Origin of the sequence: Streptomyces sp. NPDC007189, assembly GCF_040703635.1 — a bacterium.
GTDB lineage: Bacteria > Actinomycetota > Actinomycetes > Streptomycetales > Streptomycetaceae > Streptomyces.
In genome coordinates, this window is the sequence record NZ_JBEYEY010000015.1 from 212,286 (window position 1) to 224,182 (window position 11,897).

The 11,897-nt window shown below is 72.1% G+C and carries 11 protein-coding genes; 5 read left to right on the top strand and 6 right to left on the bottom strand.

Annotated elements, in window-relative coordinates:
- Positions 1–36: 36 nt before the first annotated feature.
- Together AB0950_RS28560 and AB0950_RS28565 are read right to left on the bottom strand one after the other, a co-directional pair.
- A complete protein-coding gene (locus AB0950_RS28560) occupies positions 37–1,674 on the bottom strand; it encodes a polyamine aminopropyltransferase (RefSeq protein WP_360154350.1) in 1,638 nt (545 codons plus the stop codon).
- A gap of 98 nt (positions 1,675–1,772) precedes the next feature.
- Positions 1,773–2,297: a DUF2617 family protein gene (locus AB0950_RS28565; RefSeq protein WP_360154353.1), complete on the bottom strand. Its 525-nt coding sequence runs from the start codon at positions 2,295–2,297 to the stop codon at positions 1,773–1,775.
- Positions 2,298–3,134: 837 nt separating this feature from the next.
- Between AB0950_RS28565 and AB0950_RS28570 the strand changes: the two genes are divergently transcribed.
- A complete protein-coding gene (locus tag AB0950_RS28570; RefSeq protein WP_366779698.1) occupies positions 3,135–4,319 on the top strand; it encodes a pyridoxal phosphate-dependent aminotransferase in 1,185 nt (394 codons plus the stop codon).
- A gap of 196 nt (positions 4,320–4,515) precedes the next feature.
- Positions 4,516–5,658, top strand: a complete 1,143-nt coding sequence (locus tag AB0950_RS28575; protein ID WP_366779717.1) for a hypothetical protein — start codon at positions 4,516–4,518, stop codon at positions 5,656–5,658.
- 15 nt (positions 5,659–5,673) lie between these two features.
- Here the strand turns inward: AB0950_RS28575 and AB0950_RS28580 are convergent, their stop codons facing one another.
- Positions 5,674–6,213: a YbjN domain-containing protein gene (locus AB0950_RS28580; RefSeq protein ID WP_360154359.1), complete on the bottom strand. Its 540-nt coding sequence runs from the start codon at positions 6,211–6,213 to the stop codon at positions 5,674–5,676.
- Between the two features lie 154 nt (positions 6,214–6,367).
- Here AB0950_RS28580 and AB0950_RS28585 point away from each other — a divergent pair, with 154 nt between their 5' ends.
- On the top strand, positions 6,368–6,838 hold the full coding sequence (locus tag AB0950_RS28585; RefSeq protein ID WP_360154362.1) for a hypothetical protein: 471 nt from the start codon (positions 6,368–6,370) through the stop codon (positions 6,836–6,838).
- Positions 6,839–6,841: 3 nt separating this feature from the next.
- Here the strand turns inward: AB0950_RS28585 and clpB are convergent, their stop codons facing one another.
- Entirely contained in the window at positions 6,842–9,439 is a 2,598-nt protein-coding gene (clpB, locus tag AB0950_RS28590) for an ATP-dependent chaperone ClpB (protein ID WP_360154365.1), read from the bottom strand.
- 128 nt (positions 9,440–9,567) lie between these two features.
- Between clpB and AB0950_RS28595 the strand changes: the two genes are divergently transcribed.
- Positions 9,568–9,960 (top strand): PPOX class F420-dependent oxidoreductase, encoded by a 393-nt coding sequence (locus AB0950_RS28595; protein ID WP_330338728.1) that lies wholly within the window; start codon positions 9,568–9,570, stop codon positions 9,958–9,960.
- Positions 9,961–10,131: 171 nt separating this feature from the next.
- On the opposite strand, the gene AB0950_RS28600 is transcribed toward AB0950_RS28595, so the two are convergent.
- Both AB0950_RS28600 and AB0950_RS28605 read right to left on the bottom strand, forming a co-directional pair.
- Positions 10,132–10,467: a hypothetical protein gene (locus tag AB0950_RS28600; protein WP_330338729.1), complete on the bottom strand. Its 336-nt coding sequence runs from the start codon at positions 10,465–10,467 to the stop codon at positions 10,132–10,134.
- On the bottom strand, positions 10,464–10,766 hold the full coding sequence (locus tag AB0950_RS28605; RefSeq protein ID WP_366779699.1) for a hypothetical protein: 303 nt from the start codon (positions 10,764–10,766) through the stop codon (positions 10,464–10,466). The genes AB0950_RS28600 and AB0950_RS28605 overlap by 4 nt, the downstream gene beginning before the upstream one ends.
- A 182-nt stretch (positions 10,767–10,948) precedes the next feature.
- Here AB0950_RS28605 and AB0950_RS28610 point away from each other — a divergent pair, with 182 nt between their 5' ends.
- Complete coding sequence (locus AB0950_RS28610) at positions 10,949–11,893, top strand: helix-turn-helix transcriptional regulator (protein WP_360154551.1); 945 nt, start codon at positions 10,949–10,951, stop codon at positions 11,891–11,893.
- Positions 11,894–11,897 lie beyond the last annotated feature (4 nt).

Genomic DNA, 11,897 nt, shown 5'->3' on the forward strand with positions numbered 1-11,897 from the left:
CCCACCTGACGGGCTCCTCGGTACCGGACCGGCTCCTCAGTACCGGGGATGGACGAGGGTCGACGCCGGCAGGCCCTCGATGCGGGTGCGTTCCGCTGCTCCGGCGTCCGCTGTCAGCGCCGCCGGGGTGAGTGTGCGCAGCCGGCCGGGGGTCAGGCGGAGCGGCGGTGGGGTGGTGCCGGGCCGGGCCAGCAGGAAGCCCCAGTCGTGCGGGGCGCCGGACGCGGCCGCCGAGCGGTCGGGGCCGGCCGGGAAGCCAAAGTCGTGGCCGACGACGCGGTAGGGGCAGCCGGCGAAGCCGGCGGCGCGCAGGGTCGCGGCGACCGTCCAGAAGACGCGGGGGCGGGTGGTGACGGACCCGGCGTGGACGACGAGCCGGCCGCCGGGGGCGAGGACGCGGCGGGCCAGGCCGTAGAACTCCTCGGAGTACAGCTTGGTGCTGGCGGTGATGCCCGGGTCGGGGAGGTCGGCGATCACGACGTCGTACGCCGCCGCGGGCGCCCCGCGCAGCCAGCCGAGGGCGTCGGCCGTGACGGTGCGTACGCGGGGGTCGTCGTAGACGTGGCCGTTGGCGGCGGTGAGGCCGGGGTCGTGGCGGGCCAGGCGGATCAGGCCGGGGTCGAGTTCGACGACGTCGACGCGGCGCACCCCGCCGTGGCGCAGCGCCTCGCGGGCGGCCAGGCCGTCGCCGCCACCCAGGATCAGCACGCGCGCGTGCGGGCCGCCGGACAGCACGGGGTGCACGAGGGCCTCGGCGTACCGGCGTTCGTCGCGGCCGCCGACGCGCAGCCGGCCGTCCAGGAAGAGGTCGAGGGGCGCGCCGCCGCTGCCGCCGGTCAGGACGACCTCCTGGCCGTCGGTCTGTTCGGCGACCCGGACGTCCGTGCCGTACACGGCGCGCCGGGCGGCGCGTTCGAAGTCGCCGGCGAGGGCGGCGGCGGAGGCGAGGACGCCGAGGACGGTGAGGCCGACGAGGAGCAGGGTCCAGCGGGCCCGCCGGGTCAGGTCGCGGCGGAACAGGCCGAGGACCAGGGCGCCGCCGGCGACGACGTTGACCGTGCCGGTGAGCAGCGCGCCGGTCAACTGGCCGAGGAACGGCAGGAGAAGGAAGGGAAAGGCGAGACCGCCGACCAGCGCGCCGACGTAGTCCGCCGCGAACAGGTCGGCCACCGCGCCGCCCGCGTCCTGCCGGCGGATGCGCTGGATCAGCTCCATCAGCAGCGGGACCTCGGCCCCGATGAGCAGGCCGATGGCGAGGGAGAAGGCGACCAGCAGGCAGCGCGGGCCCTCGGCCCACAGCCCGCCCCAGCCGCCGGTCCAGGCGAAGACGGCGTACAGCACCATCGCGCTGCACCCGCCGACCAGGGCGAGCGCGGTCTCGATCGCGCCGAAGCCGGCGGCGGCGTGCCAGCGCAGCCGTTTGGCGGCGAGGGAACCGATACCCATCGCGAACACCATCACGGAGAGCACGACGGAGGCCTGGGTGACCGAGTCGCCGATCAAGTACGAGGCGAACGCGACGAGTTCGAGTTCGTACACGAGTCCGCAGGCCGCGCAGACGAAGACGCACACGAGGACCAGGAACCGCCCGGTGCCGGGCCGGACGGGCAGCAGGGCCGGACCCGCCCAGGGGGGCGGGGCGCCCGGGGGCGCGGGGGCGTGCGGTTCGATCACCCTGCGACGTTACGTCACGGGCTCGGGACGCTTCGTCACCCACACGTGTGGATCTGGGGCCAGTTGAGCCCCCGTGGGTTTATGTCATCGATCTTGGGTCAACCGGCGCTGCCCACCGGCACCCGCACCCCGACCCGGGTCCGGGTGGCCACCAGCTGCCCGTCCTGCGGGTAGGCGTGCCAGGTACGCCAGTGCACCTGGCCCTCGTGGCGCTGGGCCAGCATCGCGGTGAAGGCGTGCGGGCTGCCGGGGAAGACGCCGACGAGGCCGTGCGGGTGGTCGGAGACGAGCGCCAGCAACTCCTGGGCGCGGCCCGCGAAGGAGCCGGGCGTGAGCACCTCGACGCGCGCCGCGAACTCGTACTCCCAGTCGCCGACCCGCTTGGCCACGCCGAGCGGCAGGGGGGTGCTGGAGCCGGGGATGCACGCGACCGTCTCCGAGCAGTTGCCGCGCTCCTGGTCCAGCAGTACCTGGTGGGACGCGCCGAGCAGTCTCAACTGGAGCTTCGCATCGGTCAGTTCCAGGTCGAGGGTGGCCAGGGCCGGCAGCGGTTCGCGTCCCAGGGCCCAGGCTAGGTCGGCGGCGCGCGTATCGGTGTAGGAGGTGTTCAGGGTCGTGAGCATGGGTCGGCTCCGCTAACACGCGATGAGGGGGAGATCGGCCACGTCAGCCCAGCCGGCTCCGCCGGAGTGGGCAGTCTCAGGGACAATCCGGGGGCTGCGTTGGCGATTTAGAGGGAATCATGAACAGAGGCACCCCCACAGCGTTTTTACCCAACTTCGTGGGGTTTCCATCCCTCAGGGGACTCCACAGTTCAACTGTTCAACCACGGCGCACGCCTGGCGCGCGGAACGACCCGCAAGCGCCGGGCACGCTGAACACAACGGCGAGGTCCGGCCCCAGGTCACGCAAGCACCGAACGCCTCACACGGTCCGGCGCCCACCGGCCGTCGTCACCGGCGGGCGCCCGAAAGAGCAGCGCGCCTGCCCCGCATCAGCCGCCTCCCCCGCATCCGCCGCCGCAGCCGCCGCCTCCCCCGCATCCGCCACCCCCTCCGCAGCCGTGCCCGCCCCCGCACGAGTGGCCGCCCCCGCAGGAGTGGTGGCCGCCGTGGTGTCCCCCGTGGCTCCCCGAGGACGACCCCGAGTCACCGGCCCACCAGCTGGCGCCGCCCCCGGCCGCCCCCGACGAGGACGCCGAGCGGTACGTCCGGGACCGGGACGGACGGCTGCCGCCCTTCCCCGGCGGCACCGCGCGTCGCCGGCTCCGCGACCCGCCCGCCAGCGCCGTGCACCCCACGATCGCCACCACGACCAGGATGAAGATGATGCCCGCAACCATGGCGTCACCCTCCTTCCGTTCCCCCGAAGCGGCCCCCCGTGGACCGCCGTGCCCGGGGGATGCCCGGCCGCCTCGGGGCGCAAAGCAGAGTTGAGGAACTCCAGAGCTTGGGCGCAGGATGGCCGGCATGACCTCCAGCGCACGCCCTCACCTGAACCGCCGGCTGGCCGAGTTCGGTACGACGATCTTCGCCGAGATGTCCGCGCTCGCCCTGTCGACCGGGTCGATCAACCTCGGCCAGGGCTTCCCCGACACCGACGGACCCGAGGAGGTGCGGGAGGCGGCGGTGCGGGCGCTGCGCGAGGGCCGCGGCAACCAGTACCCGCCGGGCCCGGGCATCCCGGAGCTGCGCACCGCGATCGCCGCGCACCAACAGCGCCGGTACGGGCTGAGCTACGACCCCGACACCGAGGTGCTGGTCACGGCGGGCGCCACGGAGGCGATCGCGGCGGCGCTGCTGGCGCTGGTGGAGCCGGGTGACGAGGTCGTCGCCCTGGAGCCGTACTACGACTCCTACGCGGCGAGCATCGCGATGGCGGGCGGCACGCGCGTGCCGGTCACCCTGCGCCCGCACGAGGGCTCCTTCCGCCTGGACCTGGACGAGCTGCGCGCCGCCGTCACCGACCGCACCCGGCTGCTGCTGATCAACACCCCGCACAACCCGACGGGCACGGTCCTCACCCGCCCCGAGCTGGCCGCGATCGCCGAGCTGGCGGTCGAGCGGGACCTGCTGGTGGTCACGGACGAGGTCTACGAACACCTGGTCTTCGACGACGCCGAACACCTGCCCCTCGCCTCCTTCCCCGGCATGCGCGACCGCACGGTGACGATCGGCTCGGCCGGCAAGACGTTCTCCTTCACGGGCTGGAAGGTGGGGTGGGTGACGTCCGCGCCGGAGCTGGTGACCGCGGTGCGCTCGGTGAAGCAGTTCCTGACGTACGTCTCCTCCGGCCCCTTCCAGTACGCGGTGGCCGAGGCCCTCGCTCTGCCCGACTCCTACTTCGAGGAGTTCCGCCGGTCCATGCTGGTCCGGCGGGACATCCTGGCGCAGGGGCTGGCGGAGGCGGGGTTCGAGGTCTTCGTGCCGTCCGGCACCTACTTCATCACCACCGACATCCGGCCCCTCGGTGAGAAGGACGGCTTCGCCTTCTGCCGGGCCCTGCCGGAACGCGCGGGTGTGGTCGCCATTCCCAACGCCGTGTTCTACGACGACCGGGAGGCGGGGGCGCCGTACGTGCGCTTCGCGTTCTGCAAGAGGGAGGACGTGCTGCGGGAGGCGGCCGAACGGCTCCGGGCGCTGTGAGCACCCCGTAGAGGCGCGGGACCGTGTCCGCATGCGGCCCCGCAGACGGGTGACCCCAAGCGCCACACCGGCGCTGCACCGTGCGGACGTGCCGTCTTCTCGCGCATGGTGCTCAGATGTGACCCACGCCAGTCCGACCCACGCCAGTCCGACCCGTGTCCCGGCCCCCGCCCCGTCCCGGGCCGCTCCGAAGCCGGTGCGGGGGGACCGTACCGGGCCGTCGTTGCTGCGTGCGGGCGGTGTCGCCGTGGGCCTCTTCCTCGGGGTGCGGCTCACCGGTGCGGCCGTGCTGGCGCTCGTCGCGCATGTCGCCGGCCGGGATCCGCTGCGGCTGCTCGCGCGGTCCTGGGACTCGGTGTGGTACCTGGGCATCGCCGCCCACGGCTACGGGCACGACCTGCCCTCCCACGAGCCGGGCCCGCACAGCGACCTCGCGTTCTTCCCGCTGTACCCGGCGCTGCTGCGGGCGGTGACCGCGCTGACCCCCCTCGGCGGGGGCGCGGCCGGGCTGCTGATCTCGTGGGCCGGGGCCGCCGTGGCCGCCGCCGGGATCCACGCGGTCGGCACGCGGCTGCACGGGCCGGCCACCGGTGTCGCGCTGGTGCTGCTGTGGGGGCTGCTGCCGCACGCGGTGGTGCTGTCGATGGCGTACACCGAGCCGGTGCTGACCGCGTTCGCGGCCTGGTCGCTGTACGCGGTGCTGGCCGGGAACTGGCTGTGGGCGGGCGCGCTCGCGGCGGGCGCCGGGCTGGCGAGGCCGAACGGGTTCGCGGTCGCCGTCGCGGTGGTGGCCGCGGCCGGGGCCGAGCTGTGGCGGCGGCGCGGAAGGGTTTCCCCCAGGCTGTGGACGGGCGCGGCGCTCGCCCCGCTGGGCTGGACGGCGTACGTGCTGTGGGTCGGCCGGCGCAGGGGGGACCTGTTCGGGGGCTACTTCGAGGTGCAGCGGCTGTGGGGGTCGACGTTCGACTTCGGGCACGGCACGCTGCTGTTCCTGCGCTCGATGCTGCTGCACGGCAGCCGGTTCGTGTTCCCGATGGCGCTGGTCCTGGTCGCGGCGGCCACGGTGCTGTACGCCCTGCTGGTGCTGGACCGCGCCCCGCTGCCGCTGCTGGTGTTCAGCGGGGTGCTGCTGCTGGTCGTGCTCGGCGGGTCGGGCTTCTTCGAGTGCAAGCCGCGGTTCCTGCTGCCGGCGTTCCCGCTGCTGCTGCCGCCGGCGCGGAGCCTGGCGCGAACGGCGCGAGCCCGGCCCTGGCACGCGACCGTGCTGGTCGCGGCCCTGGCCGGGCTCAGCTATGCCTACGGCGCGTACCTGGTGGTGTACGCGCACAAGCCACTGTAGACGGGGACGCGCGCGCTACTCGGCGTCGTCCTCGGGGTTCTCGGGCTGGTCCGCCTCGTTGACCTCCTGCTCCAGGCCGAGCTGCTCGACGAGCCAGCGGTCGAACTCGATGGCGGCCCGCACCCAGCTGACGGTCGAGGAGACGAAGTGGTTGATGTCGACGCCCGTGCCGATCAGCATCTGGGCCTCGCCGATCAGCCGGACGGTGCCGTCGTCATGGGTGTGGGTGTACACCTTGGGCCACAGGGTGCGGCGGTTCCAGTCGTCGACGGACTCCAGCAGCTGCGGCTTCTCGTCGATCTTGTGGGGGCGGTCGTAGAACGTCCGCACCGAGAAGACGGCCTGCTCGGCCTCTCCGCGGAACATGAAGTAGGTGCGGAACTGCTCCCACGGCGCCGCGAGGTCACCCTCCTCGTCGACTACGTACTTCAGCTCCATCTGGTCGAGGAGCTGCTTCACAAGATCCTGATCCGGGACGACGGGGCCCGCCGGTCCTTGGGGCTGCGGTTCGGGCTGGCCCCCGAAGTTCGGAATCGAGGACGGGTCGATGGTCACCGTGTACTTCCCTTCATGCGGATTCCGCCATCCTCCCCCATGCGGGGAGGGGGGAGGCAAGCCCCGACGCCCCCCTGTCCGCCTTTGGCTGACATGATTCCGGCCGATGGGGCGGTGGGCCGTGACAGGGGCGGGGGCGCAGGTGGGGGCACGGGTGGCGGAACGGGGTCGTACCAGGTGGGGAACCGTCGCGGCGATCCTGGCGCTGCCCGGACTGATCCTGGCCGGGCTGGCGGTGATGGCGGTGCGGTTCGCGACCTCGGACTACCCGCTGGGCGGGGCCCCGGAGAAGGTGCCGTGCGCCGAGGCGCTGGCTTTCGGCGGGGCGAGGCTCCCGGACGGGGCGTTCGAGGGCAGGTGCACGGTCCGGACGTGGCTGGACACCGACTACGAGGCCGAGTTCCGCGTGCCCCGGGCCGAGCTGTGGTCGTGGCTGCGGCGCACCTACCCGCGGGCGCCCGACCCGGACACCGGCTTCTGCGTCGGCGGCGGGGCGGACTTCTGCGTGGACATGGACAGCGAGGTCACGGCGCCGCCCGGCATCGGTGCGAACGCGGTGCAGATCGACGTGACGTACGAGGGCCCTCGGCAGGCCCTCGTACGTTTCTCGGCGTTCACCGTGTGAGCGTCACAGCGTCTTCCCGGTCGGCGGTCCGACCAGCAGGCCGTCGCCGAAGCGGTCGACGCGCACCGTGTCGCCGTCCTTGACGTCGCCGGCGAGGATCTCCTTGGCGAGGCGGTCGCCGATGGCGCTCTGGACGAGGCGGCGCAGCGGGCGGGCGCCGTAGGCCGGGTCCAGGCCCTCCTCGGCGAGCCAGGCCAGCGCCTCGGGCGTGACGTCCAGGGTGAGCCGGCGTTCGGCCAGCCGCCTGCCCAGGCGCTCGATCTGCAGCTGGGCGATCCGCTCCAGCTCGGGCCTGGTCAGGGCCGAGAAGACCACCAGGTCGTCCAGGCGGTTGAGGAACTCCGGCTTGAAGGAGGCCCGGACCACCTCCAGGACCTGCTCCCGCTTCTCCTCCTCGCTCCTGAGCGGGTCGACCAGGAACTGGCTGCCCAGGTTGGAGGTGAGCACCAGGATGGTGTTGCGGAAGTCGACCGTGCGGCCCTGACCGTCCGTCAGGCGTCCGTCGTCCAGCACCTGGAGCAGGATGTCGAAGACCTCCGGGTGGGCCTTCTCCACCTCGTCCAGCAGGATGACGGAGTACGGGCGGCGGCGGACCGCCTCGGTGAGCTGGCCGCCCTCCTCGTAGCCGACGTACCCGGGGGGCGCGCCGACCAGCCGGGACACGCTGTGCTTCTCGCTGTACTCCGACATGTCGATGCGGACCATGGCCCGCTCGTCGTCGAAGAGGAAGTCGGCGAGCGCCTTGGCGAGTTCGGTCTTGCCGACGCCGGTGGGCCCGAGGAACAGGAAGGATCCGGTGGGCCGGTCGGGGTCGGCGATGCCGGCCCGCGAGCGCCGTACGGCGTCCGAGACCGCCCGTACGGCCTCGCTCTGGCCGATGAGCCGCTTGCCGATCTCCTCCTCCATGCGCAGCAGCTTCTGCGTCTCGCCCTCCAGCAGGCGGCCGGCCGGGATGCCGGTCCAGGCGGCGACGACGTCGGCGATGTCGTCGGAGCCGACCTCCTCCTTGACCATGGTGTCCCTGGCGACCTCCTCCTCGGCCTCGGAGGCGGCCTCCAGTTCCTTCTCCAGGCCCGGGATCTCGCCGTAGAGCAGCTTGGCGGCGGTGTCGAAGTCGCCGTCGCGCTGGGCGCGTTCGGCCTGGACGCGCAGGTCGTCCAGCTTCTCCTTCAGCTCGCCGACCCGGTTGAGGGACTGCTTCTCCTTCTCCCAGCGGGCGGTGAGGTGCCGCAGCTCCTCCTCCCTGTCGGCGAGGTCGCGGCGCAGCTTCTCCAGGCGGGCCACGGAGGCCGGGTCGGTCTCCTTGGCGATCGCCAGCTCCTCCATCTTCAGCCGGTCGACGGCGCGCTGGAGTTCGTCGATCTCGACCGGGGAGGAGTCGATCTCCATGCGCAGCCGTGAGGCAGCCTCGTCGACGAGGTCGATGGCCTTGTCGGGCAGGAAGCGGGAGGTGATGTAGCGGTCGGAGAGGGTGGCCGCCGCCACCAGCGCGCTGTCGGCGATCTGCACCTTGTGGTGCGCCTCGTACCGGCCCTTCAGGCCGCGCAGGATCGCGATGGTGTCCTCCACGGTGGGCTCGGCGACCAGCACCTGCTGGAAGCGGCGCTCCAGGGCGGGGTCCTTCTCGATCCGCTCGCGGTACTCGTCCAGCGTGGTGGCGCCGACCATGCGCAGCTCGCCGCGGGCCAGCATCGGCTTGAGCATGTTGCCCGCGTCCATGGCGGAGTCGCCGCCGGCGCCCGCGCCGACGACGGTGTGCAGCTCGTCGATGAAGGTGATGATCTGCCCGTCGGAGTCCTTGATCTCGGCGAGGACGGCCTTCAGCCGCTCCTCGAACTCGCCGCGGTACTTGGCGCCGGCGACCATCGCGCCGAGGTCGAGCGCGACCAGCCGCTTGTCCTTCAGCGAGGAGGGCACGTCGCCCTTGACGATCCGCTGGGCCAGCCCCTCCACCACGGCGGTCTTGCCGACGCCGGGCTCGCCGATGAGGACGGGGTTGTTCTTCGTCCGGCGGCTCAGCACCTGCACGACCCGCCGGATCTCCTGGTCGCGCCCGATGACCGGGTCGAGCCGGCCCTCGCGGGCGGCGGCGGTGAAGTCGGTGCCGAACTTCTCCAGGGCCTTGTACTGGCCCTCCGGGTCGGCGGTGGTCACGCGGCGTCCTCCCCTGGCCTTCTTGAAGGCCTCCAGCAGCTTCTTGGCGTCGGCGCCCTGCTGTGCGAGCAGCTCACCGGCCCGGCCGCCCTTCGCGGCGATGCCGATGAGCAGATGCTCGGTCGACAGGTACTCGTCGCCCAGTTCCCTGGCGCGCTCGCCGGCGTCGGCGATCACGGCCAGCAGCTCGCGGTTGGGCTGCGGGGGCGCGACGGTGGACCCGGTCACGCTGGGCAGCGCGGCCAGGATCTTCTCGGCGCCCGCACGCACGGCGGCCTGGTCGGCCTCGACGGCCGCGAGCAGGTCGGTGATGTTCTCGTTGTCCTGCCCCTGGAGCAGAGCCAGCAGCAGGTGAGCGGGGGTGAGGTCCGGGTGCCCCTCGGTCACGGCCCGGCTGCTGGCCGCGTTGATCGCGTCCCGGCTCCTGTTGGTCAGCTCGGCGTCCACGTCGTCCGTTCTCCTCCTCGGCCGCACTCTTCCACTGCTGACTTAGCCAGCGTACACAAAGTTGAGTCTATTCCGCTCAAGGCTGAGACGGTAGGGCGGAAAGGGGGGCGGGCGGCTAGGTTGCGGGCATGGTGAACCACTCCGAGCAGTACCTGGCCTTCTGGCGCGAACGCCATCTGTGCACGCTGACGACGCTCCGGCCCGACGGCAGTCCGCACGTGGTCCCGGTGGGGGTGACGTACGACGCGGCGGCCGGGCTGGCCAGGGTGATCACCAACGGGACCAGCGCGAAGGTACGGCACGTGCGCGCGGCGGGGGCCGAGGGCGCCCGGGTCGCGGTGTGCCAGGTGGACGGCCGGCGCTGGGCCACGCTGGAGGGCCGGGCGCGGGTGCGGACGCAGGCCGACCGGGTGGCGGAGGCGGAGAAGCGGTACGCCGAGCGGTACGACCGGGTGCCGTCGCCCAATCCGGCGCGCGTGGTGATCGAGATCGAGGTGGAGCGGGCGCTGGGCAACCTGTGACGGGGTGCCGGGGCGCGAGCGAACAGTTCCGGCCACGCTGGAGGCGCGCACATACCGGGGGATGCCGGGAGATACCGCTGGAAAACGACAGCGGCGTCACCGTGTTCAGGTCACGGTGACGCCGCTGCGGGGGGAAGCACCTGAGCGATCTTTTACGACGGGGGAATCGCGTCAGGCACTGCGGGGGGTGGCCGAGATGGTCCTCAGGTCCTGGTCCGCCGGCTCGGCGAGCCGGTGGTCCCGCTGGTCGAGATTCACAAAGATCATTCCGTACCGTACGGCACACCGCACGGGCTGGGGGGCTCCGCGCGGCTTGCGCAGGCACCGGTACGCCCGCACGTCCTCGTCCGCGTCCCGCGTCACGACGACCGGCTCACCGAACACCGTCACCATCAGCGAGTCACCGCTGTGCGGGATGGCGGTGACCAGGTCGATGAAGTGCCATCCGGAGCGGTAGGCCGTGGCCATCTCGCGACGGAAGGAGCGGTCGTCGGGTGGAGTGCTCATGACCGCACGGCCCAGCTGCTGTCCGCCGGGGCGACCCAAGAGCTGTCCGCCGGAGCGACCCAGGAGCTGTCACCCGGAGTGCCGGACGCCGTGATCACCCAACTGCTGTCACCGGGCGCCGCCTTGACCAGCCAACTGCTGTCGCCGGGCGCGGCCTTGACCAGCCAACTGCTGTCGCCGGGCGCGGCCTTGACCAGCCAGCTGCTGTCCTGCGCGGCACTCCTCGCCCCCGCGTGACCGGTCATCGCTCCGAAGGCCAGCACGGCGGAGAAGGCGGCGACAAGCGCCGAGCGAAGCATTCTCTTATGCATAGTCGGCTTCGTCCTCATTTGAAGGTCACCTCTCCCCCGTCCGAATACGACGATGGCCCATTCCGGCACGTCATGGCCACACAATCGATGCATCATGTTCCTGCACGTTCAGGACCCTGGGGGGTGGAGATTTGGCGATAAATGAGACTAAGCGGACACATCCCCACGGGCTGACCGACCTGTGCGAGGACGGGCGCCGCCTTTACGGGAACGCTCTCCGGACGGGACGCCTAGCCCGTGCGGATGTGGAACCGGCGCCCTGTTTGATGGAGTTCGCCCTCCTTCACCCCGATCCCGACGACCCGAACTGGCTGCGTCCGGTCCCTCCATCCATTGCCCTGGCCCAGCGGCTCAACCCCATCGAGCAGGAGATCAGCCAGCGAAGGCGGCAGTCGATCGAACTGGCCGATGCTTTCGAGCCGTTCATGAGCATCAGTGCCCAGCCCACGGCGACCACGCACTCGATCACCGTGCTGGAGGGCCTCGACCGGATCAACGCGGCGCTGGACCTGGCCACCTCACAGTGCCAGACCGAGATGCTGACCGTACAGCCGAGCCGCCGGCGGCTGGAGCACACCCTCACCAAGGCACTCGAGCGCGACCGTCCGCTGATCGAACGCGGCTGCCGCATCCGCACCCTCTACCAGCACCCGGCCCGCTACAGCCCGGAGACGCTGGCCTACGTGGCCCAGTTCACCGACGGCAAGGTGGAGTACCGCACCATCGACGAACTCGTCGAGCGGCTGATCATCTGCGACGAGACCGTGGCCTTCATCCCGACGCGCGACGACGGGGAGATCGCCCTGGAACTGCGGCACCCCGGGCTCGTCCGCTATCTGATCAAGGTCTTCGAGTTCATGTGGGCCCGCGCGGTCCCCCTCAGCGCCGGCGCGCCCTACGAGACCGCACCCGACGGCATCACGGAGATCCAGCACTCCATCGCCAAGCTGCTGGTGGAGGGCCATGTCGACGAGGCCATCGCCCGGCGCCTGGGCATGAACGTGCGCACCTGCCGGGCCCACATCGCCAAGCTCGCGACCGCACTGGGCAGCGGCAGCCGGGCACAGCTCGGCTTCCTCATAGCGCAGTCGGGAATCCTGGACCAGGACCTCTGAGTCC